Origin of the sequence: Methylobacterium sp. CCH7-A2, from assembly GCF_001557075.1 — a bacterium.
In the GTDB taxonomy this organism is placed as follows: Bacteria; Pseudomonadota; Alphaproteobacteria; order Rhizobiales; family Beijerinckiaceae; genus Allobosea; species Allobosea massiliensis.
Genome location: NZ_LSKN01000103.1, coordinates 1 through 25,204, shown reverse-complemented (window position 1 = coordinate 25,204; position 25,204 = coordinate 1). Strand labels below are relative to the sequence as shown.

Here is a 25,204-nt window from a genome sequence, read left to right as displayed (position 1 = left end):
AAAGGTTCGAGTCATCCCGGGCGACCGCAGGGAGACCCGGGATCCATTCCGGAACGGTTCCGGCATGGATCCCGGGTCTGCGCTTCGCTCCGCCCGGGATGACGTCGAGGATGTAATGGAAGGTCGAGCATGATCCCGCGCTATTCCCGCCCCGAGATGGTCGCCATCTGGGAGCCGCAGACGCGGTTCCGGATCTGGTTCGAGATCGAGGCGCATGCCACCGACAAGCTGGCCGAGCTCGGCGTGGTGCCAAAGGAGGCCGCCGCGACGATCTGGGCCAAGGCGAAGGATGCCACCTTCGACGTCGCCCGGATCGATGAGATCGAGCGCGTCACCAAGCACGACGTCATCGCCTTCCTGACCCATCTGGCCGAGATCGTCGGCCCCGAGGCGCGCTTCGTCCACCAAGGCATGACGTCGTCGGACATCCTCGACACGACGCTCTCGGTGCAGCTGGCGCGCGCCACCGATATTCTCATCGCCGATGTCGACGCGCTCCTGGCCGCCATCAGGCGCCGCGCCTTCGAGCACAAATTCACCCCGACGATCGGCCGCTCGCACGGCATCCATGCCGAGCCGGTGACCTTCGGGCTCAAGCTCGCCCAGGCTTATGCCGAGTTCGACAGGTGCCGCGCGCGTCTTGTTGCGGCCCGCGCCGAAATCGCGACCTGCGCGATCTCGGGCGCCGTCGGCACGTTTGCCAATATCGACCCGAGCGTGGAAGCCTATGTCGCCGAGAAGATGGGGCTCTCCGTCGAGCCGGTCTCGACGCAGGTGATCCCGCGCGACCGGCATGCGATGTATTTCGCCACGCTGGGCGTCGTCGCCTCCTCGATCGAGCGGCTGGCGACCGAAATCCGCCATCTCCAGCGCACCGAAGTCTATGAGGCCGAGGAGTTTTTCTCGCCGGGCCAGAAGGGCTCCTCGGCGATGCCGCACAAGCGCAACCCGGTGCTGACCGAGAACCTGACGGGTTTGGCCCGCCTCGTGCGCGGCATGGTCGTGCCGGCGCTGGAGAACGTCGCGCTCTGGCATGAGCGCGACATCTCGCATTCGAGCGTCGAGCGCATGATCGGCCCCGACGCCACCGTGACGCTCGATTTCGCCCTGGCGCGGCTGACGGGCGTCGTCGACAAGCTGCTGATCTACCCCGCCAACATGCGCCGCAATCTCGACAGGCTCGGCGGCCTGCACAACTCGCAGCGCGTGCTGCTCGCCCTGACGCAGGCCGGCGCGAGCCGCGAGGACAGCTATGCGATGGTCCAGCGAAACGCGATGCGGACCTGGGAGCATGGCGAGGACTTCCTCACCAACCTCAAGGCCGATGCCGACGTCACCGCACGGCTCTCGGACGCCGAGCTCGAGGCGATGTTCGACGAGGGCTACCACTTCAAGCATGTCGACACGATCTTCGCCCGGGTGTTCGGGGAGGGGTGATTGAGTCCCGAGCGGGCGGCCATTACAGTTGTGGCATGCAGATGACCGTGACCGAGGCGCGCAGGCGCTGGAGCGAATTGCTCGACCGGGTGGAGCGCGGCGAGACGATCTCCGTGTCGCGACGCGGCAAAGTCGTCGCGACCTTCGTACCGGAGCGGACCCCCGAGCCGGTTTCAGCGAAGCGCCCCGAGCCGGAGACGGGCCGGGCCGTCTGAACGCATGAAAACCTCCGACACCGACATTCTCATCGTTCCCGGCTGGTCCGGCTCGGGGCCCGATCATTGGCAGAGCCGCTGGGTCGCCAAGCTCTCGACCGCGCGGGTGGTCGAGCAGGAGGACTGGCATGTGCCGTCGCGGCTCTGGGCGGAGCGCATCGTCGCGGCGGTGCGGGCGGCGACGCGGCCGGTCGTGCTGGTCGGGCATTCCTGCGGCGTCAGCGCGATTGCGCATGCCGCCGAGCATCTCCACCCCGGCGAGGTGGCGGGAGCCTTTCTGGTGGCGCCCGCGGCCGAGCGGGCCAAGCGCGATTTGCCTGGCATGACGCCGGCTTTCGCCGCCCACCGGCGCGAGACGCTGCCTTTCCGCAGCGTGCTGATCGCCAGCAGCAACGATCCCTACTGCACGCCGGATGAGGCGAAGGAACTGGCCGAGGCCTGGGGTTCCGAATTCGTCGACGCCGGCGAGAGCGGGCACCTCAACACCGAATCCGGCCATGGCCCCTGGCCCGATGGCCTGCTGCGTTTCGCGGGCTTTCTCAGGAGCTTGACGGCGGTTCCGCAGAGATCGATTCAAGGCTGATCGACCAGCTGGGTCATCCCGGACAGGCGGGAACGCCGCGCCGATCCGGGATCCATGCCTGAACCGTTCCGGAAGGGATCCCGGGTCTTCGCTTCGCTGCGCCCGGAATGACCTCGCGGATCAGGGAGAGATCGCGCTCAAGGTTGCCCCAAACCAAAACCGCCCCGGCTTTCACCGGGGCGGTCTCGTTTCACGCGCTGAGGCGATCAGTGGTCGAGATCAATTCTCGACATAGGTGATCTTGCCGTCGGCGCCCTTCTTCCAGGTGTACATGGTGTAGTCGGGCCGGGTGATGTCGCCCTTCTTGTCGAAGGCGATGTCGCCGATGACGGTCTTGACCGCCTGGCCGCCGCGCAGCGCCTCGGAGATCTTCTTGGGATCGGTCGAGTTCGCGCGCTTGGCACCCTCGGCCATGATCTGGACGGCGGCGTAGCTATAGAGCGTGTAGGCCTCGGGCTTGAAGTTCTTGGCCTCGAACTTCTTGATGACCGCGGCGGCCTCCGGGCGCTTCTGCGGATCCGGCGGGAAGGTCATCAGCGTGCCCTCGACGCCGGGGCCGCCGATCGTGGCGAACTCGTCGGTGGTGATGCCGTCGCCGGAGATCAGCACGGCCTTGACGCCCTGGTCGCGCATCTGGCGCACGATCAGGCCACCCTCGGTGTGCAGGCCGCCCCAGTAGACGAAGTCGGCGCCGACGGACTTGATCTTCGAGATGAGCGCCGAGAAATCCTTCTCGCCGGCGTTCACGCCCTCATAGAGCACGTCCTTGATGCCGGCCTTGGTCAGGCCCTTGCGGGTCTCGTCGGCCAGGCCCTGGCCATAGGTGGTCTTGTCGTGGATGACCGCGATCTTCTTGTCCTTGAAGTTCTTGGCGATGTAGGCCGCCGCGACCTCGCCCTGCTGGTCGTCACGGCCGCAGGTGCGGAAGACGTTCCAGAGACCGCGCTCGGTGATCTTCGGGTTGGTGGCCGAAGGCGAGATCATCAGGATGCCGTTCTCGGCATAGACTTCCGAGGCCGGCATGGTGACGCCGGAGTTGAAGTGGCCGACCACCCATTTGACGCCGTCACCGACGAACTTGTTGGCGACCGAGACGCCCTGCTTCGGATCGGAAACGTCGTCGCCGACCGTCACGGTGATCTTCTGGCCGAGGACGCCGCCGGCGGCGTTGATGTCCTCGACGGCCTGCTCCGTCCCGTTCTTCAGCTGCGCGCCGAAGGCGGCGTTCGGGCCGGTGATCGGACCGGCGACGCCGAGCTTGATCTGGGCGTTGGCCACGCCGGAGAAAGCGAGGACCGCGCCGAGCGCGATGCTGCTCAACAGCAGTTTCTTCATGAGATGAGACTCCCCTGCATTGTCGTCATGAACGGGCGGTCATTGCTCGCCCGTCTCGGCGCGGATGTCACCGTGGCACGCAGTGTTGCGCGTTTTCCAGGGTCTGTCACGCGTCAAGCTCGCCGCCTTCTCAGGCTAATTCGTCTTTGATTTCAACGCCGGGCCGGGGCTTCCAGCCAAATGGGCCGGTGCGCTCGAAGAGCCAGCGATACTGCGTCGTCATCTGCCTCGCGCGGTGGTAGCGCCAGCCGGCGAAGGCGAAGCCCATGAGGATGATCGTGTCAACGACGTAGTAGTGCAGCGTCAGCAGCGTCGCCTCGAACAGGGCGAAGTGGATGAAGCGGACGACCAGCCCGAGGACGAGGGCGTAGAGCACGAGCTGATAGGTCGGCTTCCAGGTCAGCGCCATGGCGCGCCCCGTCATCCAGGCCAGCCAGCCGCCCATCACCACCGTGACCAGCAGGAAGAGCCAGATCGTCGGTTCTTCGTAGAGGATGCCCTGCATGTCAGTGCCTCCCGCCTTCGAGATAGGCGGCGCGCACCTGCGGATTGGCCAGAAGCTCCTGGCCGGTGCCGCTCATGGTGACGACGCCGTTGACCATGACATAGCCGCGATGGGCGAGCTTGAGCGCATGGAAGGCGTTCTGTTCGACCAGGAAGACGGTGAGCCCCTGGGTGCGGTTGAGCTCGCGGATCGCTTCGAAGATCTGCTTGACGATCAGCGGGGCGAGGCCGAGCGAGGGCTCGTCCAGCAGCAGCAGCTTGGGGCGGGCCATCAGGGCGCGCGCAATCGCGACCATCTGCTGCTCGCCGCCGGAGAGCGTGCCGCCGCGCTGCTGCAGGCGCTCGCGGATGCGCGGGAAGAGAGTGCAGATTCTCTCAAGATCCTCGTCGAAATGGGAGAGGTCGCGCAGCGCCGCCCCCATCTGCAGGTTCTCGAAGACGGTCATGCGTGGGAAGATGCGGCGGCCTTCCGGCGACTGAGCGATCCCCAGCCGCGCGATCAGATGGCTCGGCATCTTCGTGATGTCGCGGCCCTCATAGGTGATCGTGCCCTCGCGGGCCTGCGGATTGCCGAAGATCGTCATCATCAGCGTCGACTTGCCGGCGCCGTTGGCGCCGATCAGCGTGACGATCTCGCCCTGGCGGACGTCCATGTCGACGCCCTTGAGGGCGATGATCTTGCCGTAATAGGTCTTGACGCCGCGCACGCTGAGCAGCGGCTGCCCCTGCGGTGGCTCGGCCGCCTGCGGAGCGGTGGGGTTCTGCACGAGGGTTTCGGTCACGCGATGCCGACCTCCGCTTCGGCGGCCTCGACCTCGTCGTCATCGACGCCGAGATAGGCCGCGATCACCTTCGGATCGGCCTGGACCTCCGCCGGGGTGCCGTCCGCGATCTTGGTGCCGTAATCGAGCACCACGACATGGTCCGAGATCTCCATCACCACCGACATGTCGTGCTCGATCAGCAGCAGCGCCGTGCCGAGATCCTGCCGGATCGAGAGCAGCAGCGTGTTGAGGTCATGGCTCTCTCGCGGATTGAGGCCGGCGGCCGGTTCGTCGAGGCAGAGCAGGACGGGGTCGGTGCACATGGCGCGCGCGATCTCGAGGCGGCGCTGGTCGCCATAGGGCAGGTCGGCGGCGGGGTCGTCGGCGCGGTCGATCAGATTGATCTTCTCGAGCCAGAACTTGGCCTTTTCGATCGCCTCGTTCTCGCGCGCCTTGTAGCCGCCGATGCCGAGCACGCCGAGAAAGGTGTAGCCCGAGGCGACCATCAGCGGGTTGTGCTGCGCGACCAGCAGGTTCTCCAGCACGGTCATGCCGCCGAAGAGCCGGATGTTCTGGAAGGTGCGGGCGACCTTGGCCTTCCACGAGATCTGGAAGTCCGGCATGCGCTCCAGAAGGAAGCTCGCGCCGGAGTCCTGGTTCAGGGTGATCATGCCCTCGGTCGGCTTGTAGAAGCCGGTGATGCAGTTGAAGACCGTGGTCTTGCCGGCGCCGTTGGGGCCGATCAGCGCCGTGATGTCGCCCTTGCGCGCCTCGAAGGAGAGGTCGTTGACGGCGGTGAGGCCGCCGAAGCGCATGGTAACGTGCTCGACCTGGAGCAGGGGGCGGCCCTGGGCCGCGCTTGGTGCGGAAGCGATCGCCATCAGCCGTGCCCCTCCTGGACCATATCGGAGGAGATGGACTTCTTCTCCTTGAGGAAGGCCGTCGGCTCGCGCGTCGAGATCAGGCCGCGCGGCTTCCAGATCATGATCACGACCATCGCGAGGCCGAAGATCAGCATGCGGTATTTGGTCGGGTCGAAATCATTGCCGAAGACGGCCTTCAGCCAGTCCAGTTCGCGCAGCAGCTCCGTGCCGCCGATCATCACGATCGCGGCGATGGCGCAGCCCCAGAGCGAGCCCATGCCGCCGAGCACGACGATCGCCAGGATCACGGCCGATTCCATGAAGACGAAGGATTCCGGCGAGATGAAGCCCTGGCGCGCCGAGAAGAAGGCGCCGGCGAAGCCGCCGAACATGGCGCCGATGGAGAAGGCGGTGAGCTTGGTCGAGGTGGTGTTGATGCCGAGCGAGCGACAGGCGATCTCGTCCTCGCGCAGCGCCTCCCAGGCGCGCCCGACCGGCAGGCGGCGCAGGCGCAGCGTCACCACGGCGGTGAGCAGGGCCAGCGCCAGGATCAGATAGTAGAGGAAGATCGTGCGGTAAAGCGGTGAGAATTCGAGTCCGAACACCGCCGCAAACCCGGTGTCGCTGGCGTTGAAGGGAATGCCGAAGAAGGTCGGGCGCGGGATGCCGGAAATGCCGGCATAGCCGCCGGAGAAATCGACCCAGTTGATCAGGACGAGGCGGATGATCTCGCCGAAGGCGAGCGTCACGATCGCCAGATAGTCGCCGCGCAGGCGCAGGACCGGGAAGCCGAGCAGCATGCCCCAGAAGGCAGCGAGGATGCCCGAGAGCGGCAGCAGGATCCAGAAGGACAGGCCGAAATTCTTTGCCAGCAGCGCGTAGGAATAGGCGCCGACGGCATAGAAGGCGACGTAGCCGAGATCGAGCAGGCCGGCGAGGCCGACAACGATGTTCAGCCCCCAGCCGAGCATGACGTAGATCAGGATCTGGATGCCGAAATTGTCGATCCATTTCAGCGCGCCGCCCCAGCCCGCGAGATTGATCGCGATGATCGGGAAGGTGACGAGGAAGCCGAGCCCGAAGAGCGAGAACTTCCGCGAATGGCGCTGGAAGAAGGCGAAGGTGCCATGCGGCAGGAAGCGCACCAGCGACTGCCGGCTCGCCTTGGTCTGCTGGCGCAGCGCCACGACGAAGCGGCCGACGAACACGATGGCGACCGCCCAGGCGACCGCATCCCAGCGCGGGTCCAGAACCAAGACATTGTCCATGTTCTGGCGCGTGCCCCAGGCGATGATGGGGATGCAGAGGCCGAAGGTGATCAGCGCGGCGAAGCCGGCCTCCTTCAAGGCGGCGGCATAGTCGTGCCGGGGGGCGGCCTCGGTCGTCGCGGCGGGAACGGGTGCGGCCATGGGCTCAGACCTTCTCGACTTCGGGGCGGCCGAGGATGCCCGACGGCATGAAGACCAGGACGATGGCGAGGATGCAGAAGGCGGCGACGTCCTTGTAGTCGATGGTGAAATAGGCCGACCACATCACCTCGATCAGTCCGATCAGCAGCCCGCCGATGACCGCCCCGGGCAGCGAGCCGATGCCTCCCAGTACGGCGGCGGTAAAGGCCTTCACGCCCGGCACGAAGCCGTCATGGAAGCTGACCACGCCATAGAGCACGAGATACATGACGCCCGCCACGGCGGCGAGGGCGGCGCCCATCACGAAGGTGATCGAGATGGTGCGGTCGACGTCGATGCCGAGCAGGGCGGCCATCTTGCGGTCCTGCTCGCAGGCGCGCTGGGCGCGGCCGAGCGGGGTCTTCTGCACGACGTACCAGAAGGCGGCGAGCAGGATCGCGGTCGTCACGATGATGACGATCTGCTTGTAGGAGATCTGGACCGAATAGGTCGCGCTCTCGATCAGGGTGATCGATTTGTTGAGCATGGGCGGCGTCGACTTGTTGCGCGGCCCCTGCACGACCTGAACGAAGTTCATCAGGAAGATCGACATGCCGATCGCCGAGATCAGCGGAGCGAGGCGGAAGGAGCCGCGCAGAGGCCGGTAGGCCACGCGCTCGATCGTCCAGTTCCATAGCGAGGTGAAGAACATCGCCAACACCAGCACCAGGATCAGCGCGACCACGATCAGGCCCGCCCCGAACCAGGAGGCGATCAGCATGAAGAAGATCAGGGCGATGAAGGCCGAGAGCATGAAGATGTCGCCATGGGCGAAGTTCACCATGCCGATGATGCCGAAGACCATCGTGTAGCCGATGGCGATGAGGCCGTAGATCGACCCCAGGGTCAGCCCGTTGATGAGCTGCTGCAGGAACACTTCCATGGACGACGCAGACCCCTTGAACCCGCTCCCGTTCTCGTGGGCCGGCATGACGCCGACGCATGCGGGATGCGATCACCATGCAGAGCTACCAACGCCTTGCAGTTTGGACAATCGCGCCCGGCCATAAAACTGTCAAAAGCAATCTGCGGCGAAATGCCCTCGAAATGTGCAGCGGAAGCTGCGGTGTCGCGCCGATTTCACGCAAGATGATTGTGTTTGGGGCAGGCGGCGGCGGGGGCTGACGGCCGCCCGCCCCGCTGCGGAAGCGGGGCTCTGCGGCCTTCAGGGCCGATCGGTCACAAGGAAACCATGGGCGAGCGGGTCGCGGTCGTCGATGAAGATGGTGTTGTAGCCGGTCATCCGGGCCCAGCCCTCGATCGAGGGGATGATGCCCTCGAAAGGGCCGACCTGGGCGGTGGCCTCGACGCGGCCGCGGAACATCGTGCCGATGATGCTCTCATGGACGAAGTCGTCGCCGACCTGGAGCTTTCCCTGCGCCGCCCATTGCGCCATGCGCGAGGAGGTGCCGGTGCCGCAGGGCGAACGGTCGATCGCCTTGTCGCCATAGAACACGGCGTTGCGGGCATGGGCCTCCGGCTTGGTCGGCTCGCCGGTCCAGAGGATGTGGGAGAGTCCGTTGATCGCCGGGTTCTCGGGGTGGATGAACTCGTATTTCGCGTTCAGCGCGGCGCGCAGCTTCGGGCTCCAGCGCTGGATATCGGAGGGATTGATGTCGGCAATGTCCCGGAAGGCGTCCTGGGGATCGACGATCGCATAGAAATTGCCGCCATAGGCGACGTCGACCGTGACCTCGCCGAGTTCCTCGATTTCCGCGGTCAGGCCCGTGGCATGGAGATAGGAGGCGATGTTGGTGATGCGGACATTGTCGACATAATCGCCATTGCGGGTGTAGCGCGCCGTCACCAGCCCGGCGGGCGTGTCGATGCGCAGCACGCCCTCTTCGCGCGGGGTGACGAGCCCGCGCTCCAGCGCCATCGTCACCGTGCCGATGGTGCCGTGGCCGCACATCGGCAGGCAGCCCGAGGTCTCGATGAAGAGAAAGGCGATGTCGGCGTCGTCGCGCGTCGGCGGATAGAGGATCGAGCCGGACATCACGTCATGGCCGCGCGGCTCGAACATCAGCCCGGTGCGGATCCAGTCATACTCGCTGAGGAAATGAGCCCGCTTCTCGACCATGTTGGCGCCCTTGAGCGGCGGAGCGCCGCCCGCGACCATGCGCACCGGATTGCCGCAGGTATGGCCGTCGACGCAGAAAAAAGTGTGGGTGCTCATGGGTTTGGCCTGGTCGGTTGGCGGTTTGATTCAGAAGCGCTGAGGGCTGAAAAGCGCGAGGTCGATCGTCGGCGGACGGCCTGCGACCAGAGCCGCCACAAGATCGGCGGTGACGGTCGATTGCGTCATGCCGTAATGGCCGTGGCCGAAGGCGTAGACGACATGGGGGTTGCGGCTCGCGGCGCCGATCACCGGCAGCGAGTCTGGCAAAGAGGGGCGGAAGCCCATCCAGAGCGTGCCGGAGTCGAAAGCCGGCAGCCCGTCCACGAACTGGCTCGCCTTGTCGTAGAGAATTCGGGTGCGGGCATGGTTGGGAGCCGCTTCCAGCCCACCGAACTCGACCGCGCCGCCGATGCGCAGGCCGCTCTCCAGCGGCGTCATGACAAAGCCGTGGCCCTCGAAGCCGATTGGGCGCGAAGTCAGCCCGCTCACGCGTGGGAAGCTGACATTGTAGCCGCGCTCGGTGTCGAGCGGGACCTTGTCGCCGAGGGCCGCCGCGAGCGGCTTCGACCAGGCCCCCGCGGCGACGACCGCGCGGTCGACGACGCGCTGGAAGCCGTCGGCGCCGATCAGGGCCGGGCGCTCGCCGGTCGAGATGTTGGCGATGGCGGCTTTCTCGAAGGTCGCGCCGCGCGCCATGGCCGCCTCGAAGAGCGCCAGCGTGAGCTGCAGCGGATCGCTGATATGGGCGGTGTCGGGGTGGAAGGCGGCGCCGACGAAGGCGTCTTTCAGCGCCGGCTCGAACTGGCGCAGTTCCTCGGGGCCGATCATCTCGACGGTGATGCCGAATTCGGCCTGGCGCCTGGCGATCCCGCGCGCCTCCTCGAAGGCGGCGGCGTCGGTGAAGGCATAGAGCCCGCCCTTGCGGTGGATATGGCCTTCTAGGCCGGCCTGCTTTGCGCGCGCCAGCCAGGCGGGCAGGGCGCGCTGCTGCAGCGCGCCGATGCCCTGGATCGAGCGCTCATAGGCGTCCGGCCGCGCCGCCAGCACGAAGCGCAGCAGCCAGGGCAGAAGTTTCGGGAAATAGGCCGGGCGGATTGCCAGCGGGCCCAGCGGGTCGAGCAGGAATTTCGGCACTTGCCGAAGGATCTTGGGGCTGGCGATCGGCAGGATGTCGGTATGGGCCATCCAGCCGGCGTTGCCGCGCGAGGGCCCGAAGCCGGGCCCTTCCTTGTCGAGGATCAGGACCTCGTGGCCCTCGTCGAGCAGCGCATGCGCGATGGCGCAGCCGACGATGCCGGCCCCGACGATGGCGATCTTCATGGCCGGACCTTCATGGCAGCGACAACTCCGCGAGAGCCGCCGGCCGCTTCACTTCGATCTCGACGAAGGCGATCGGGTGGTCGGAGCCGTTCATGACGTCGTGCTGGATGCCGGCCGGGCGCATATAGGCCTGGCCCTCGGCAAGGGGCACGTCGGTCGTCTTCGTGCCGTCATGGATCCGCAGCGTGCCGGCGACGAGCATCACGACGAAATAGGGCCAGCCATGGCTGTGCCAGCCGGTGACGGCGCCGGGCTCGAAATCCCAGCGGGTGATGCGCAGGGTGTCGTCGTCCTGCTGGACGGTGGGGCGGGCTGGGATCGTGCAGGTAAAGGCCATTCCACTCTCCGCTGCGCCGTCTGCCTCCGGCCGGGTCGGCGGCCGGCCCGTCTGTTCTGCAACAGCCGGCGCACCGGGTCGAGGGCCTTGCCTGTCGGGCGGGAGAACCGGTGAATGCGTCTTGCGCCGGAACCCGTTTCGCTTGCAGATTGCGACCCTGGCGTCCGAACGCGATAGGCAGGGTTGATATATCAATGGCTCGTGACGCGTCAATCCGGGACAGCCTGCGGGGAGCGGCGCGATGAGCCTCAAGCCCGCCTTCGACGCATCGGGGTCCGAGGAGACGCTGCTGCAGCCGTCTCCGGCCTCGCCCAGCCTGACCGAGACCGCCTATCGCCGCCTCGAGGAGGCGATCGTGACCCTGTCGCTGCGGCCGGGCGCGGTGCTGACCGAGGCGCAGCTGATCGACATGGTCGGCGTCGGGCGCACGCCGGTGCGCGAAGCCCTGATCCGGCTCGCCCAGCAGGGGTTGGTCGAGGTTCTGCCGCGCAAGGGCGTGGCCGTTGCCGGCATCAACGCCATAGACATCATGGCGGCGCTCGATGCGCGCGAGGTGCTGGAGCGGCTGATCGCGGGCGATGCCGCGCGCCGCGCCAGCCCGCGCGAGCGCATCGCCATCGTCGAGAAGGCTCGAGCCATGCGGCAGGCTGCCACGGAGGGCGACGCGACGGCCTATATGCGGCTCGACAAGGAACTGGATGCGGCGGTGGCGGCTGCGGCCCGCAGCCCCTATGCCACGCGGGCGGTGGAGCCGCTCCAGGCTTTGATCCGGCGGGCCTGGTATCATTTCGAGCGGCAGGACGATCTCGTGCCGGCGGCGGGTCACCATGTCGCCTTCGCCCAGGCGCTGGCGACGGCCGATCCGGCGGCGGCAATGGCGGCGAGCGACGCGCTGATGCTGCATCTGCGCAGCGGGCTGCTGGCGACGATCGACCGGGACTGAGCCGGCGCCTGCCGGCGACCGATGATATATGTTGCTGAAACCGCGCACGCAGGGTCCAGGGCGTTGCAGCGACCGCGCAAACTGGCGTTTTCGCGCCTCAGCGCCTACATGACGGTCCAACCGCCGCTTCGGCCATCCGGATCGCCATGACCGACACTCTCTCTTTGCCGCCGCGGGCGACGCCCGAGGCCGCGTCTTTCCGTGACGCCATGGCCCGCGTCGCCAGCGCGGTCCATGTCGTGACCACGCTGGGGCCGGCCGGGCGGGCCGGTCTGACCGCGACGGCGGTGGCCTCTGTCTCGGACAATCCGCCGACGGTGCTGGTCTGCATCGCGCGGCCGAGCCGGACTCTGGCGGTGATCGAAGCGAGCGGGCTGTTCTGCATCAACACGCTGCCCGGTGCGGATCACGAACTCGCGGAGATCTTCGCCAGCCGGCGCGGGATCGAGGGCGAGGCCCGTTTTGCGACACGGCCCTGGACGACGCTCGCCACCGGCGCGCCGGTGTTGTCGGACGCGGTCGCGGCCTTCGACTGCCGGCTCACCGCGGTCCAGGACGTCGCGACCCATCGCATCCTGATCGGCGAGGTGGTGGGTCTCGGCGGGGCAGCGGCGGCGCCCGGCAGCAGCCTGATCTATCGGCAGCGGCAGTTTCAGGCGGTTTAGCGCCGATCGGATCCTGCCCATTCCCGCGGTCATCCCGGACGCAGCGCAGCGGAGATCCGGGATCCATGCCGGAGCGCTGGTCGGCGAGGTTCCGGAATGGGTCCCGGGTCAAGCCCGGGACGACCTGCTGGTTTCGAGACAACCGATAAGGCGCGGCGGCGATTCAGCCCTTCGCCGCCTCCGTCTCGATCTCGGCGAACACGCTCGCGGCTTCCTTGAAGGCGTGGTTGGCGGCCGGGACGCCGGCATAGATCGCCGTCTGCATCAGCACCTCCTTGATGTCGTCGCGGGTGAGGCCATTGTTGATCGCGCCGCGGACATGAATGCGGAACTCGCCCCAGGCGCCGAGCGAGGCGGCGATCGCCAGCACGATGATCGAGCGCTCGCGCCGGGGCAGGCCCGGCCGGTTCCAGATGTCGTTCCAGGCGGTGCGGGTGATGAACTCCTGCCACTCGGCGTTGAAGTCGGTCAGGCCGGAACTGGCCTTGTCGACATAGGCGCCGCCGAGCACGGCGCGGCGTGTGGTCATGCCCTCGGCATAGCGGGTCTTGTCGTCCATGGGGGGCTCCTTCAGGTAGGGCTGTCGAAAGGGTGTCAGCCCGTCAGGAAGTCCTGCACGGCCTTTGTGAACGCTTCGGGCTGCTCGAGGTTGGAGAGATGCGCGGCGTCGAGTTCGACCGTGCGGGCGCCGGGGATGGCCTCCGCGATCAGCTGGCCGGCGGCCGGCGGCGTCGCCGGGTCGACCGTGCCGATGACGACGAGGACGGGGTTGGTCACGCTGCGGATCGTCTCGCGCTGGTCCATGTCGCGGATCGCGGCGCAGCAGGTGGCGTAGCCGATCGCCGGAGTCGTGGTCAGCATCGTGCCGACCCGCGCCACGGTCTCAGGCTCGGCCTCGCGGAATCGCGGGCTGAACCAGCGTGCGAGCACGCCCTGGACGAGGGCCTCCATGCCCTGGCCGCGCGCGGTCGCGATCCGGTCGTCCCAGAGCGAGGGCGGGCCCATATGGGCGGCGGTGTTGGCGAGGACGAGGCGGCCCATGCGCTCGCGGGCATTCGTCGCGAGCCATTGCCCGACCATGCCGCCCTTCGAGACGCCACACCAATGCGCCCGCTCGATGCCGAAATGGTCGAGGATGGCGAGGGCGTCCTTGCCCAGCCGCTCGATCCCGAAGGAGGTGTCGGTGGCGACGGAGAGGCCGTGCCCGCGCGAATCATAGCGCAGGACGCGAAAGCGCTTCGACCATTCGGGAATCTGCGGGTCCCACATCGAGAGATTGGTGCCGAGCGAATTCGACAGCATCAGCACGGGGGCATCTGACGGCCCGTCGAAGCGGATGTTGAAGGGTTCGCCCGCTAGGGTTTCGATCGGCATCAGCGTATCCCTCGTCTCAGTCAGTCGTTGAGCGTGATGGTGCCGTCGGCGGCGACGGCGAGACTGCGGCCCGCCAGCGGCGCCTGGTCGGCGGCGGCCAGGCGCAGGGCCGGCGGCGTCGGCCAGCCCATCTCGCGCGCCACCACGAGCCCGAGCAGCAGGATGGCGTCGGGCGCGTCCATCAGGATCGCGGCCGGCGCCTTGCCGGCATGGACCAGTTCGAGCAGCACGGCCGAGGCCGAGGAGGAGCCGATCGTGCCCGGCAGCGCCAGGATCGTTCCCGCCACACCGAGCCCGCACTGGGGATGGCGCTGGTCGATGATCCGGCCCGAGCGGGGATCGACGCCGCCCCAGAAGCTGATCGGGGCGGTCAGGGCGAGGCAGGGGCCGGTCGCGGCCGGGCCCGGCAGGAGGATCTGTCCGGTCAGGCCCATGCCCGCTCCTCCCGGACGAGGCGGCCGGCCACCGCGCTCTCGACGCATTCGCCGAGCGAACCATAGGTGACGGCATAGCCGGTGGTGCCCGGCGCGTAATGGGCGAATTTGCCGGAATTGGTCATCAGCACCGCGCCCTCGATCTCGGGCAGGATCGGCGTGACGACGACGCAGGTGTCGACGACGAAGACCACGCCGGCCTGCTCCAGCGCGGCGCGGCGGCCTTGCGCCTCCAGCGGCTTCAGCACATGGCGGCCGGTGTTGGCATAAAGCGGCGCGGCGAGTCGACGGCCGGCGAGCCTGTGCTCGATCTCGTCGATCTCCGCCAGCGACAGATGCGGCGAGCCGACCGCGACCGCGTCGATGCGCTCGGTCCGGCCGGCGGTGGAGAGGCCCGCCAGCGCCTGCTGCACGATCGCGGGCGTCAGCACCAGCGTTTCGCGCGGCGGCAGGCCGCCGAGCGCGGCCGCGGCGTCCGGCGCCTCGGGCGTGACGCCCGCGACATGGAACAGCCCGACGCCGCCGGCCGAGGCGGAGGCCGCGCCCAGCGCCTTGAGCCGGTCTTCCGTGGTGCAGCCCTGCAGCCCGTCGATGACGGCGATGGACGTGCCGGCGGTGCGGCCGAGCAGGGTGCCGAGCACGGGGTAGAACACGTCCGAGGCGCGTAAGCTCCGGCTCAGGCCGGTGGTGTCGATCAGCAGCGTCGCGATGCGGTTCTCCGGGCGGTGGAGCCCGTAATCGGGGGCGACGCCGGCGATGGCGCAGGCGATGTCGAGGAAATCGCCATAGCGGTTGGTGCGCGCGCCGAGCACCGAATTGCAGAAGACGACCGCGTTGGACTCGCCCCAGGCGACGTCCGTGCCCTTGGCCGGCCGGTGCCCGGCCTGATAGGGCGCGCAGGTCCAGGAGGGCTCGCAGCCCATCGCCTCATAGGCGCGCATCATGCGCCCCGCCATGTCGCGCTCATGCGGCGGCAGCCGGATCGCGGCGCAGCCAGCCGGCGCCAGCGCGCCGACATTCAGCGTCGCGCGCACCGCGACGCGGGCGCCGCCTTCGACCAGCCGCTCGGCGAAGAGCGTGCCGGAATCGCCATGGTAGAGCGCGCCGTCGATATGGGCCGAGGCCACGGGGATGAGCCGCGGCGCGCCCATCAGCCGGGCGGCCTCCGCGACGATGCGCAGCGCCATGGCGGCGCCGTCCGTGCCGGCCGCGATGGCGCGCTGCTGTGGGGTCAGCTCAAGCATCCGTGACCCCGTGTGCGCGCGTCGGCGCCGCCGCGCGGGGAAGGGCCGCCTGTGCGGCTCGCGCCAGAACCCGGTCGATGATGGCGTCGGAGGCGCCGCGATAGGTTGTGGGGTCGAACAGATCGGCCAACGCCTCGGCGGTCAGATGTTCGGTGACGGCGGGCATCGACGCCAGCACGTCGCGCAGATGCTGGTTCTGCGCGACGCAGGCCCGGCTGGCCTCCTCCAGGAGATGATGCGCCTTCGCCTTGCCCAGCGTCGCAGCCAGCGCGAGCGAGACACGCTCCGACATCACGAGGCCCTGGGTCAGGTCGATATTGGCGCGCATGCGCTCCGGGAAGACCTGAAGCCCCTCGATGAGAGTGATCATCTGGGCCAGCGCGGCCCCCGCGATCTTGAAGAGCTCGGGCAGTGTCGGCCACTCGGCATGCCAGCCGCCGAGCGCACGCTCATGCTCCTGCGGCAGCGCCGACAGCATGGTGGCGACCAGGCCGGGCGCGCGCTCGGCTGCGGCGAGGATCAGGGTGCAGAGCACCGGATTGCGCTTGTGCGGCATGGCGGAGGAGCCGCCCTTTCCGGGCGCCTCGGGCTCGGCGACCTCGCCGATCTCGGTCTGGGCCATCAGCCCGATGTCGCGGGCGACCTTGCCGAGATTGCCGGTGAGGATGCCCAGTTCGGCCGCGAGGCGGGCGATGCGGTGACGTTGCCCGTGCCAGGGGATGAGCGAGGGTTCTGCGGCCTGAGTCAGCGCGACGAACCGCGCCTGAAGGCGATCGCCGTCGTCGCCTAGCGCGGCCAGGGTACCAGCCGCTCCAGCCAACTGGACGATCGGCTCGGCCAGCATCTGGCGCAGCACATGCCGGCTTTCCAGCAGCGGATCGAGCCACAGGGCCGTCTTGACGCCAAAGGTGATCGGGACCGCCTGCTGCAGGAAGGTGCGGCCGATCATGGGCGTCGTGCGGTGCGTCTCCGCCAGCGCACGCAAGGCACCAGCCAAGCGGACAAGCCGCATGTCGATGAGCTTCAGCCCGCAGCCGATGACATGGACATGGCCGGAATCGATCACGTCCTGGCTGGTCGCGCCGAAATGAACCCATTTGGCCTGCTCGGGAGCGACTGCGGCGACGCGCGCGGTCAGCGCCTTCACCAAAGGGATCGCCGGATTGCCGGCCAGCGTCGCGGCCCGCCCGAGTTCGGCGATGTCGTAGAAATCGGGGTCGCACTGTCCGGCAATGGCATCGGCCGTGCCCTGCGGCGCGACAGATTCAGCTTCCAGCGCACGCGCGAGCATCGCCTCAAAGCCGAGCATGCCGTGCAGCAGCGCCCGATCGCTTATCGCATCCGCCATCTCGCGATCGACGAAGAGTTCGCCGAAGAGGCCCGCGTGGCTGCCGGTCATGGTGATGGAGGCGCCATGCGGCGGGCGGGTCCGGTCCTCACGCGTGCTCCCCCTGTGCAGCTCGCCCTTGTGCGGGCCGGCGCTTTCCGCTCATGGATAGGCGCGCTCGTCTTGGATAGACCCGAGGCGAGGCCGGCTGCAACAGGGGCCGCGCGCGACGAGGGATGGGAGGACAACCGCCATGGCCATGACGATGAACGGCGAGGTGACGCTGCCGGCGAGCCGGGAGGTGGTCTGGGCCGCGCTCAACGATCCCGAGGTGCTGAAGGCCTGTATCCCCGGCTGCGAACAGCTCAACAAGGACGACGAGACGCATTTCTCCGCCGTGGTGAAGGTCAAGCTCGGGCCGGTGAAGGCGAGCTTCAAGGGCAAGGTCGAGCTGGTCGATCTCGACCCGCCGAACGGCTACCGCATCCAGGGCGAGGGCGAGGGCGGCATCGCCGGCTTCGCCAAGGGCGGGGCGAAGGTCGCTCTCAGCGATGCGGAAGGCGGCCAGACCCTGCTGCGCTACGATGTCGAGGCACAGGTCGGCGGCAAGCTGATGCAGCTCGGATCGCGGCTGATCGATTCGGTTTCGAAGAAGCTGGCCGACGAATTCTTCGCCAATTTCGCCAAGGCCGTCAGCGAAGGCTGAACCGGGGCCGGCGGCCGGCCGGTCAGGAGACCTTGCGCAACGATTCGAGCGCGGCGCCGACGGTGGCCTCGGCGGCGCCGACCTGAAGCGCGATATCGGCGGCGGCGGCATTGGCGCGTTCCAGCGCCCGGGCGGTGTCGTCGAGGCTCCGGCTGACGGCATTGGCCCGCTCGATCGCGGTGTCGGAGCTGTCCGCGACGGCGGCCGCATCCTGGGCGATCGCCGCGGTCACGGCGCTCTGCTGTGAGACCGCCTCCGAGATCGCCTCGGAATCGAGCCTGATCTTGCCGATCGTGTCGGCGATCGACAGCGCATGGGCGCTGCAGGCCTCGGCGCTGGCGGTCAGTTCGGCGATCTGCCCGGCAATGTCGCTGGTGGCGCTCGCCGTCTGCGTCGCGAGCGACTTCACCTCCGAGGCGACGACGGCGAAGCCGCGCCCGGTCTCGCCGGCGCGGGCCGCCTCGATGGTCGCGTTGAGCGCCAGAAGATTGGTCTGGGCCGCGATGTCGGCGATCAGCCCGACGACGGTGCCGATATTGGCCGTGACCTCCCGCAGCCGCGCCACGGCCGCGTTCATCTGGCCGGCATCGTCGACCGCGCGATGGGCGACGACGAGGCTGGTATGGGCGCGCTTGCCGATCTCGGCGATGTTGGCCGACATCTCCTCGGTCGCCGCCGCCGTCTGCAGCGACTTCTCGCGCACCAGGATCGAGGCGCCGGCGACATCGCCGAGGACATCCTTGATGAAGCCCGTCGCCCGCCCGGTCTCGTCGGCGGTGGCGACGAACTGCTCGACGGCGCCGCCGATGCTGGCCTCCAGCCCGCCCATGCGGTGGCGCAGCGTCTCGGCCGCGTCATCGAGCGCGACGGCGCGGCGGCCGGCCTCCGCCGCACGGATCTCGTCGCCGATGGTGATCGCGGTGGTGACGTCGAAGACGAGGACCCGCTCGATCACGAAGAGATCCCGGGCGAACTGGGCGCGCCGCAGGATGTGGCGGTACCAGTGCATCCGCCCGAGCCGCTGCAGCAGAGCCATGCCGACCGACACCCTGGGCTTGGGGCCGATGCCGGCGCGCATCTCGAGGCGGCAGAGATTCTCCGCGGAGGCGACGTAATCGGCGTCGAAGCGTCCGGCGAAGAGCAGGCGGAGATGGTGTTTCTCGGCCGCGCGCAGCTCTCTGTCCACCGGCCCGAGCGAGGCGGAGAGTTCCGGCCGGATGACGAGCGCGCGGTCGAAATCCTCCTCGACGATCGCGTCCGCCAGCCGCTCGGCCTTGGCGGCATAGGCGAGCAGCCGGAGTCGCTCCGGCTTGCCATAGCCGATGGCGCGCAACCGGCTCTGGATCTGCTCGGCCGTCGAGAGCGGATGGCGGGGCACCACGGCGTTTCCTCTTGTTTTAGAGCAGACTAGGCGCGCATCATTAAAAAACGCGTAATTTCAGCAGCGTGCCACTCAGCGGTGTGCCGCGCTGCCATGCCGCAGCGTCAGTTATAAAAAGGCGAGGATTCCGCCCTGAAATCCCGCTCATCCCTCCGCGCGCGCCGGCTTGACCGCGCAAATCGGCGGGTCCACACTCGATTTATAGCTGTTCCAAGGAAAGCGTGCGCCCGCGGCCGGGGGCGCGATGCGTTACAGCGACCGGCGCGACCACAAGCCGGGCGGCAGACCCGGGCGAAGGAGGATGAGGATGGCGAGCGTATCCATGACGGTGAACGGCAAACCGGTCACCGGGACGATCGATCCGCGTACGCTGCTGGTGCAGTTCCTGCGCGAGAACCTGCGTCTGACCGGCACCCATGTCGGCTGCGACACCAGCCAGTGCGGCGCCTGCGTCGTCCATATCGACGGCAAGGCGGCCAAGGCCTGCACCGTGCTCGCCGTCTCGCTCGAGGGCGCCAGCATCACCACGATCGAGGGACTGGCCGGCGAGGGCGGGCTGCACCCGATGCAGGAAGCCTTCCGCGAGCATCACGGCCTGCAATGCGGCTTCTGCACGCCGGGCATGATCATGGCCGCCGTCGACATCGTGAATCGCCGCGGGCACCAGCTCGACGAGAAGACGATCCGCGAGGATCTCGACGGCAACATCTGCCGCTGCACGGGCTACCACAACATCGTCAAGGCCGTCGCGGCCGGCGCCGAGGCCATGGCCGGGCAGGCGATGGACAAGAAGGAGCCGCCGCGCCAGGCCGCCGAGTGAGACGCCGCCGCCCGCGCCATCCCGTGCGGGCGATAGCCCTTGAGATGATGACGTGCCCGTCAGAGGCGCGCTGAGGAGGAGACATCATGACGGCTACCGGAATCGGCGCCCCGGTGCGGCGCAAGGAAGACCACCGCTTCATCACCGGCCAGGGCCGCTACACCGACGACATCAACCGCCCCGGCCAGGCCTACGCCTATTTCCTGCGCTCGCCGCACGCTCATGCCACGATCAAGTCGATCGACACAAAGGCCGCGGCCGCGATGCCGGGCGTGGTCGGCATCTTCACCGGTGACGATCTCGCGGCGGACAAGGTCGGCGGGCTGATCTGCGGCTGGATGATCCACAACAAGGACGGTTCGCCGATGCGCGCCGGCCCGCATCCCGCGCTCGCCCAGGGCAAGGTTCGCTATGTCGGCGATCATGTCGCCGTGGTCGTGGCGGAGACGCTGGCGCAGGCGCGCGATGCTTCCGAGGCGATCGCCGTCGATTACGAGGTGCTGCCGGCGGTCGTCGAGACCGCGCGCGCGGCGGGCGCCAAGACCGTGATTCACGCCGAGGCGCCGGACAACACGGTGTTCAACTGGCATCTCGGCAACAAGGACGAGACGGAAGCCGCCTTCAAGGCGGCCAAGCACGTCACCAAGCTCGACATCGTCAACAACCGGCTGGTGCCGAACCCGATGGAGCCGCGCGCGGCCGTCGGTGACTACGATGCGGGCGAGGGCATCTTCACCCTCTACACCACGAGCCAGAACCCCCATGTGGCGCGGCTCGTGCTCTCTGCCTTCATCGGCATCGCGCCGGAGAACAAGCTGCGCGTCGTGGCGCCGGATGTCGGCGGCGGCTTCGGCTCGAAGATCTTCATCTATGCCGAGGAGACGGTCTGCGTCTGGGCGGCGAAGAAGGTCGGCCGGCCGGTGAAGTGGAACTCCGACCGCACCGAGGCCTTCCTCTCCGACGCGCATGGCCGCGACCACGTCACCCATGCCGAACTCGCCACCGACGCGGACGGGAAGATCACCGCGCTGCGGGTCAAGACGACCGCCAATCTCGGCGCCTATCTCTCGACCTTCTCCTCCTCGGTGCCGACCTATCTCTACGCCCCGCTGCTCTCCGGGCAGTACGACATCCCGGCGATCTATTGCGAGGTCGACGCGGTCTATACCAACACCGCCCCGGTCGACGCCTATCGCGGCGCCGGGCGGCCGGAGGCGACCTTCGTGGTCGAGCGTCTGGTCGAGGTCGCCGCGCGCGAACTGGGCAAGGACCCGGCGAAGTTCCGGATGCAGAACTACATCAAGAAGTTCCCGCACCAGACGCCGGTGATCATGATGTACGATGCCGGCAACTATGCCGCGTCGATGCGCAAGGCGCTGGATATCATCGACTACAAGGGTCTCGGCAAGCGCAAGCGCGACTCCGCCCGCAACGGCAAGCTGCGCGGCATCGGCTTCTCCTCCTATATCGAGGCCTGCGGCATCGCGCCCTCGGCGGCGGTGGGCTCGCTCGGTGCCGGCGTCGGCCTGTGGGAATCGGCCGAGGTGCGCGTGAACCCGGTCGGCACGGTCGAGGTGCTGACCGGCTCGCACAGCCACGGCCAGGGCCATGAGACGACCTTTGCCCAGCTCGTCTCGGACCGGCTCGGCATCCCGATCGACAATGTCTCGATCATCCATGGCGACACCGACAAGGTGCAGATGGGCATGGGCACCTATGGCTCGCGCTCGGGCGCGGTCGGCATGTCGGCGATCGTGAAGGCGGTCGACAAGGTCATCGCCAAGGGCAAGAAGGTCGCGGCCTATGTGCTGGAGGCCGACGAGGCCGATATCGACTTCGCGGACGGTCATTTCTCGGTGAAGGGCACCGACCGCAAGCTCGATTTCGGCTCCTGCGCGCTGCAGGCCTATATCGCCCACAAGTTCAACGGGCAGGATCTCGAGCCGGGGCTGAAGGAGGGCGCGTTCTACGACCCGACCAACTTCACCTTCCCGGCGGGTGTCCATATCTGCGAGGTCGAGATCGACCCGCAGACGGGCGTGACCAAGATCGAGCGCTGGGCGGCGGTGGATGATTTCGGCAACGTTATCAACCCGATGATCGTCGAGGGCCAGGTCCATGGCGGCATCGCCCAGGGCGTCGGCCAGGCGCTGCTGGAAGGCGCGCGCTACAACAGTGACGGCCAGCTCGTGACTGCGAGCTTCATGGACTACTGCATGCCCCGCGCCGACGATCTGCCCTCCTTCGAGGTGGGCATGACGGTGACGCCGTGCCCGTCCAACCCGCTCGGCATCAAGGGCTGCGGCGAGGCCGGCGCCATCGCCGCACCGCCCGCCGTCATCAACGCCATCACCGATGCACTCGGCCATGAGGACATCGCCATGCCGGCGACGCCGCAAGCCGTCTGGCGCGCGGCGCAGAAGAGCATCACGCGAATGGCAGCCGAATAGTTTTCCTCCGTCATCCCGGACAAGCGGCGAAGCCGCGCCGATCCGGGATCCATTCCTGACCCGTTCCGGAATGGATCCCGGCTCTCCGCTTCGCTCCGGCCGGGATGACGACCACCGATTTCAGCAAGGGATCACACCCATGTACGCCTTCACCTATCACCGCCCCGGCTCGGCCCGTCAGGCCGCCGGCCTGCTCGCCAAGAAGGAGGATGCCAAGATCCTCGCTGGTGGGCACACCCTGCTGCCGACGATGAAGCAGCGCCTCGCCTCTCCCGCGGCGCTGATCGATCTCGGCGGTTGCGGCGACCTCAAGGGCATCGTCCGCAAGGGCCGCACCGTTCATATCGGTGCGATGTCGACCCATGCCGAGGTCGCGGCCTCGGCGATCGTCCAGGAAGCGATCCCCGGGCTCGCTTATCTCGCCTCGCATATCGGCGATCCGCATGTGCGCCATCGCGGCACGATCGGCGGCTCGGTCGCCAACAACGACCCCGCCGCCGATTATCCGGCCGCCTGCCTGGCGCTGGGCGCGACGATCGTCACCAACAAGCGCAATATCGAGGCCGACGATTTCTTCACCGGCCTCTACGAGACGGCGCTGGAAGAGGGCGAGATCATCACCAAGGTGGTGTTCCCGGTCGTCTCCAAGGCGGGCTACGCCAAGTTCCGCAACCCAGCCTCGCGCTATGCGCTGGTCGGCGTCTTCGTCGCAAAGCGCGGCAGCGAGATCCGCGTCGCGGTGACCGGGGCGGGCGAGGGCGGCGTCTTCCGCTGGTCGGAGGCGGAAGCGGCGCTCAAGGCCCGCTTCGCGCCGAAATCGCTCGACGGGCTTAAGGCCTCCGCCGATGGCATCAATGGCGACATGCACGCCGACCCGGAGTACCGCGCCCATCTGATCGGGGTGATGACGAAGCAGGCGGTGGCGCAGGCGACGGGGAAGTGAGGGCGGTTCAGTAGAAGAACCGCTCCTCGACGATCATGCCGTCGCGCACCGTATAGAGACCGGCCTCGTCCATCTGGACGCGCTGGCCGGTCTCCTTGACCGTGACGTCGATGGCAAAGCGCATGACGAACTGGTCGCCGTTGCGATAGGGGCCGAAAGCCTCGGCCGCGTGGACCTCGTGAGCGGAATACCACCAGTCGCTCTTGGCCTTGACGGCGGCGCGTCCCTCGACCCGCGCCATGGGGCCGTCCATGGCCTCGATGCTGACGATGTCGGAGGCGTTGAAGCGCTCGGCGGCCTCCTGATGTTCGCCGCGCTTGAGCATGTCGGCAAAGGTGGTGATGGCTTCCTCGTTCGTCATCGATCGTCTCCCTGTCGGGTTTGGGGTATAGGTCGAGCCAGACTGATGGCCCGCCACGGCGCGGTGATGACAGAGACGCGCGCCAGGATTTGACATGAACGATCGCCGGACTGCCTCGCTCCCGACCTCCATCGACGAGACCCTCGCGCTGCTGCAGGGCGGCGGCTATGTCGCCGACCGGGCGCTGGCGACGGTGCTGTTCCTGGCGCTGCGGATGAAGCGGCCACTGCTGCTCGAGGGCGAGGCGGGAACCGGCAAGACCGAGATCGCCAAGGTTCTCTCGGCGGCGCTCGGGCGCAAGCTGATCCGGCTGCAATGCTATGAGGGGCTCGACCTCGCCTCGGCCGTCTATGAGTGGAACTATGCCGGGCAGATGATGGCGATCCGGCTCGCCGAGGTCGGCGGCGCGAGCGGCGACCGCGAGCGGCTGGAAGGCGACATCTTCTCCGAGCGCTACCTGATCAAGCGGCCGCTGCTGCAGGCTCTGGAACCGCAGGAGGGCGGTGCGCCGATCCTGCTGATCGACGAGCTCGACCGCACCGACGAGGCGTTCGAGGCCTTCCTGCTCGAGGTGCTTGCGGATTCGCAAGTGACGATTCCCGAGCTCGGCACCGTGAAGGCGACCGAGCCGCCGATCGTGATCCTAACCTCCAACCGCACGCGCGAGATCCATGACGCGCTCAAGCGGCGCTGTCTGTACCACTGGGTCGGCTATCCCGACGCCGCCCGCGAACTCGCCATCCTGAAGGCGCGGGCGCCCCAGGCCCCGGCGAAGCTCGCCAAGCAGGTCGTGAGCTTCGTGCAGGCGATCCGCAAGGAGGAGCTGTTCAAGGCGCCGGGCGTCGCCGAGACGCTGGATTGGGCGACGGCGCTGGTCGAACTCGACGCGGTGGCGCTCGATCCGGCCCTCGTTTCGGATACGCTGGGGGCCCTGCTCAAGTACCAGGACGACATCCAGGCGATGCAGGGCTCGAAGGTGAAGGAACTGCTGGACCAAGCGAAGAGCGAGGCCCGCGGCTGAGCGCTTCGCGCCTGCGGCAGATCAAGGATCGCGCAGGGCGGTGCGGCTAGACGACGATTGTCCCACGAGGCAGCCGGAGGAGCGACCATGTACAACGATCTCAGGGCCATCGAAGCCGTCACCTGGACCTATCTGAACGGCCTCTATGAGGGCGATGTCGCCAAGCTGGAGCACGCCTTCCATCCGACCTCGGCGCTGACCACGGCGCAGGAGGACGGCACGATCAAGATCGTGCCGCGCGACGAATGGCTGAAAGCGGTGCGCGAGCGGCCCTCGCCCAAGGCGGCCGGCATGGTGCGCGGCGATCACATCCTGACGATCGATCTCGTCGGGCCGACGCTGGCGCTGGTGAAGGTGAAGTGCCAGATGCCGCCGCGCTATTTCACCGATCTGCTCTCCTTCCTGAAGGTCGATAGCAAATGGCAGATCGTCCAGAAGGTGTTCATGACCGAGATGGGGCCTTGATCGGGCTGCCCTTCGATCGAAAGGCGCGGGGGACCCTTCTCCCGGTTGGGAGAAGGGCAGGGATGAGGGACCGCCACAGTTCGCTGGAGTACCGGCAGGCCCTCATCCGGCGCTCCGCGCCACCTTCTCCCATCCGGGAGAAGGG

The 25,204-nt window shown here is 67.8% G+C and carries 26 protein-coding genes and 1 pseudogene; 11 read left to right on the top strand and 16 right to left on the bottom strand.

The window, feature by feature from the left end; all coding sequences use genetic code 11:
- The first annotated feature begins 129 nt into the window (after positions 1 to 129).
- From purB to AX750_RS08860, 3 genes are read left to right on the top strand one after another with little or no spacing between them, the layout of a single operon-like run.
- The gene (gene purB, locus AX750_RS08870; protein ID WP_066735310.1) at positions 130 to 1,437 is read left to right on the top strand and encodes an adenylosuccinate lyase; all 1,308 of its coding nucleotides are present in this window, start codon (positions 130 to 132) and stop codon (positions 1,435 to 1,437) included.
- A 35-nt stretch (positions 1,438 to 1,472) separates the two neighbouring features.
- Positions 1,473 to 1,652: a type II toxin-antitoxin system prevent-host-death family antitoxin gene (locus AX750_RS08865; RefSeq protein ID WP_066735304.1), complete on the top strand. Its 180-nt coding sequence runs from the start codon at positions 1,473 to 1,475 to the stop codon at positions 1,650 to 1,652.
- Positions 1,653 to 1,656: 4 nt separating this feature from the next.
- Positions 1,657 to 2,235, top strand: coding sequence for an alpha/beta hydrolase (locus tag AX750_RS08860; RefSeq protein ID WP_066735297.1), 579 nt, complete (start codon positions 1,657 to 1,659; stop codon positions 2,233 to 2,235).
- A gap of 219 nt (positions 2,236 to 2,454) precedes the next feature.
- Here AX750_RS08860 and AX750_RS08855 read toward each other — a convergent pair whose 3' ends face one another.
- The 9 genes and pseudogenes from AX750_RS08855 to AX750_RS08815 all read right to left on the bottom strand — a co-directional run bounded on the left by AX750_RS08855 (position 2,455) and on the right by AX750_RS08815 (position 10,925).
- Positions 2,455 to 3,570, bottom strand: a complete 1,116-nt coding sequence (locus AX750_RS08855; protein ID WP_066735296.1) for a branched-chain amino acid ABC transporter substrate-binding protein — start codon at positions 3,568 to 3,570, stop codon at positions 2,455 to 2,457.
- Positions 3,571 to 3,700: 130 nt separating this feature from the next.
- Complete coding sequence (locus AX750_RS08850; protein ID WP_066735294.1) at positions 3,701 to 4,075, bottom strand: DUF6867 family protein; 375 nt, start codon at positions 4,073 to 4,075, stop codon at positions 3,701 to 3,703.
- A gap of 1 nt (position 4,076) precedes the next feature.
- Entirely contained in the window at positions 4,077 to 4,841 is a 765-nt protein-coding gene (locus tag AX750_RS08845) for an ABC transporter ATP-binding protein (protein ID WP_066735343.1), read from the bottom strand.
- Positions 4,842 to 4,885: 44 nt separating this feature from the next.
- Positions 4,886 to 5,719 (bottom strand): annotated as a pseudogene (locus tag AX750_RS08840) (ABC transporter ATP-binding protein); the annotation flags it as partial.
- Positions 5,719 to 7,110, bottom strand: coding sequence for a high-affinity branched-chain amino acid ABC transporter permease LivM (livM, locus tag AX750_RS08835; protein ID WP_066735290.1), 1,392 nt, complete (start codon positions 7,108 to 7,110; stop codon positions 5,719 to 5,721). The pseudogene AX750_RS08840 and the gene livM, both read right to left, overlap by 1 nt.
- A 4-nt stretch (positions 7,111 to 7,114) precedes the next feature.
- Positions 7,115 to 8,032 carry a branched-chain amino acid transporter permease subunit LivH gene (locus AX750_RS08830; protein ID WP_066735287.1) on the bottom strand — a complete coding sequence of 306 codons (918 nt, stop codon included), beginning with the start codon at positions 8,030 to 8,032 and terminating at the stop codon, positions 7,115 to 7,117.
- Positions 8,033 to 8,314: 282 nt separating this feature from the next.
- Positions 8,315 to 9,325 carry a 4-hydroxyproline epimerase gene (locus AX750_RS08825; protein WP_066735284.1) on the bottom strand — a complete coding sequence of 337 codons (1,011 nt, stop codon included), beginning with the start codon at positions 9,323 to 9,325 and terminating at the stop codon, positions 8,315 to 8,317.
- Between the two features lie 30 nt (positions 9,326 to 9,355).
- Positions 9,356 to 10,588: an FAD-dependent oxidoreductase gene (locus AX750_RS08820; RefSeq protein WP_066735281.1), complete on the bottom strand. Its 1,233-nt coding sequence runs from the start codon at positions 10,586 to 10,588 to the stop codon at positions 9,356 to 9,358.
- A gap of 10 nt (positions 10,589 to 10,598) precedes the next feature.
- Positions 10,599 to 10,925 (bottom strand): cupin domain-containing protein, encoded by a 327-nt coding sequence (locus AX750_RS08815; protein ID WP_066735278.1) that lies wholly within the window; start codon positions 10,923 to 10,925, stop codon positions 10,599 to 10,601.
- A 241-nt stretch (positions 10,926 to 11,166) separates the two neighbouring features.
- On the opposite strand from AX750_RS08815, the gene AX750_RS08810 reads away from it, so the two are divergent.
- Together AX750_RS08810 and AX750_RS08805 are read left to right on the top strand one after the other, a co-directional pair.
- Complete coding sequence (locus AX750_RS08810; RefSeq protein ID WP_066735275.1) at positions 11,167 to 11,868, top strand: GntR family transcriptional regulator; 702 nt, start codon at positions 11,167 to 11,169, stop codon at positions 11,866 to 11,868.
- A 146-nt stretch (positions 11,869 to 12,014) separates the two neighbouring features.
- Positions 12,015 to 12,533, top strand: coding sequence for a flavin reductase family protein (locus tag AX750_RS08805; protein WP_066735274.1), 519 nt, complete (start codon positions 12,015 to 12,017; stop codon positions 12,531 to 12,533).
- Positions 12,534 to 12,696: 163 nt separating this feature from the next.
- Here AX750_RS08805 and pcaC read toward each other — a convergent pair whose 3' ends face one another.
- The 5 genes from pcaC to pcaB are packed head-to-tail and all read right to left on the bottom strand — an operon-like array spanning position 12,697 to position 16,984.
- Positions 12,697 to 13,092: a 4-carboxymuconolactone decarboxylase gene (gene pcaC / locus AX750_RS08800; protein WP_066735272.1), complete on the bottom strand. Its 396-nt coding sequence runs from the start codon at positions 13,090 to 13,092 to the stop codon at positions 12,697 to 12,699.
- A gap of 35 nt (positions 13,093 to 13,127) precedes the next feature.
- Positions 13,128 to 13,907: a 3-oxoadipate enol-lactonase gene (pcaD, locus tag AX750_RS08795; RefSeq protein WP_066735270.1), complete on the bottom strand. Its 780-nt coding sequence runs from the start codon at positions 13,905 to 13,907 to the stop codon at positions 13,128 to 13,130.
- A gap of 20 nt (positions 13,908 to 13,927) precedes the next feature.
- Positions 13,928 to 14,341: a DUF126 domain-containing protein gene (locus AX750_RS08790; protein ID WP_066735268.1), complete on the bottom strand. Its 414-nt coding sequence runs from the start codon at positions 14,339 to 14,341 to the stop codon at positions 13,928 to 13,930.
- The gene (locus tag AX750_RS08785; RefSeq protein WP_082735431.1) at positions 14,332 to 15,585 is read right to left on the bottom strand and encodes an aconitase X catalytic domain-containing protein; all 1,254 of its coding nucleotides are present in this window, start codon (positions 15,583 to 15,585) and stop codon (positions 14,332 to 14,334) included. Before AX750_RS08785 ends, AX750_RS08790 begins: the two co-directional genes overlap by 10 nt.
- Entirely contained in the window at positions 15,578 to 16,984 is a 1,407-nt protein-coding gene (pcaB, locus tag AX750_RS08780) for a 3-carboxy-cis,cis-muconate cycloisomerase (RefSeq protein ID WP_066735266.1), read from the bottom strand. Before pcaB ends, AX750_RS08785 begins: the two co-directional genes overlap by 8 nt.
- Positions 16,985 to 17,165: 181 nt before the next feature.
- On the opposite strand from pcaB, the gene AX750_RS08775 reads away from it, so the two are divergent.
- Positions 17,166 to 17,618, top strand: coding sequence for a carbon monoxide dehydrogenase subunit G (locus AX750_RS08775; protein ID WP_066735264.1), 453 nt, complete (start codon positions 17,166 to 17,168; stop codon positions 17,616 to 17,618).
- Between the two features lie 22 nt (positions 17,619 to 17,640).
- Here the strand turns inward: AX750_RS08775 and AX750_RS27050 are convergent, their stop codons facing one another.
- Positions 17,641 to 18,996 (bottom strand): methyl-accepting chemotaxis protein, encoded by a 1,356-nt coding sequence (locus AX750_RS27050; protein ID WP_156450017.1) that lies wholly within the window; start codon positions 18,994 to 18,996, stop codon positions 17,641 to 17,643.
- Positions 18,997 to 19,306: 310 nt separating this feature from the next.
- Between AX750_RS27050 and AX750_RS08765 the strand changes: the two genes are divergently transcribed.
- The 3 genes from AX750_RS08765 (at position 19,307) to AX750_RS08755 (ending at position 23,212) form a co-directional block, all read left to right on the top strand.
- Entirely contained in the window at positions 19,307 to 19,819 is a 513-nt protein-coding gene (locus AX750_RS08765) for a (2Fe-2S)-binding protein (RefSeq protein WP_066735261.1), read from the top strand.
- A gap of 86 nt (positions 19,820 to 19,905) precedes the next feature.
- Positions 19,906 to 22,269 (top strand): xanthine dehydrogenase family protein molybdopterin-binding subunit, encoded by a 2,364-nt coding sequence (locus AX750_RS08760; RefSeq protein WP_066735259.1) that lies wholly within the window; start codon positions 19,906 to 19,908, stop codon positions 22,267 to 22,269.
- A gap of 139 nt (positions 22,270 to 22,408) precedes the next feature.
- Positions 22,409 to 23,212: a xanthine dehydrogenase family protein subunit M gene (locus AX750_RS08755; protein WP_066735257.1), complete on the top strand. Its 804-nt coding sequence runs from the start codon at positions 22,409 to 22,411 to the stop codon at positions 23,210 to 23,212.
- 7 nt (positions 23,213 to 23,219) lie between these two features.
- Here the strand turns inward: AX750_RS08755 and AX750_RS08750 are convergent, their stop codons facing one another.
- Entirely contained in the window at positions 23,220 to 23,573 is a 354-nt protein-coding gene (locus AX750_RS08750; RefSeq protein WP_066735254.1) for a nuclear transport factor 2 family protein, read from the bottom strand.
- Between the two features lie 94 nt (positions 23,574 to 23,667).
- Between AX750_RS08750 and AX750_RS08745 the strand changes: the two genes are divergently transcribed.
- On the top strand, positions 23,668 to 24,594 hold the full coding sequence (locus tag AX750_RS08745; protein WP_066735251.1) for a MoxR family ATPase: 927 nt from the start codon (positions 23,668 to 23,670) through the stop codon (positions 24,592 to 24,594).
- Positions 24,595 to 24,681: 87 nt separating this feature from the next.
- Positions 24,682 to 25,059, top strand: a complete 378-nt coding sequence (locus AX750_RS08740; protein WP_066735249.1) for a nuclear transport factor 2 family protein — start codon at positions 24,682 to 24,684, stop codon at positions 25,057 to 25,059.
- Positions 25,060 to 25,204 lie beyond the last annotated feature (145 nt).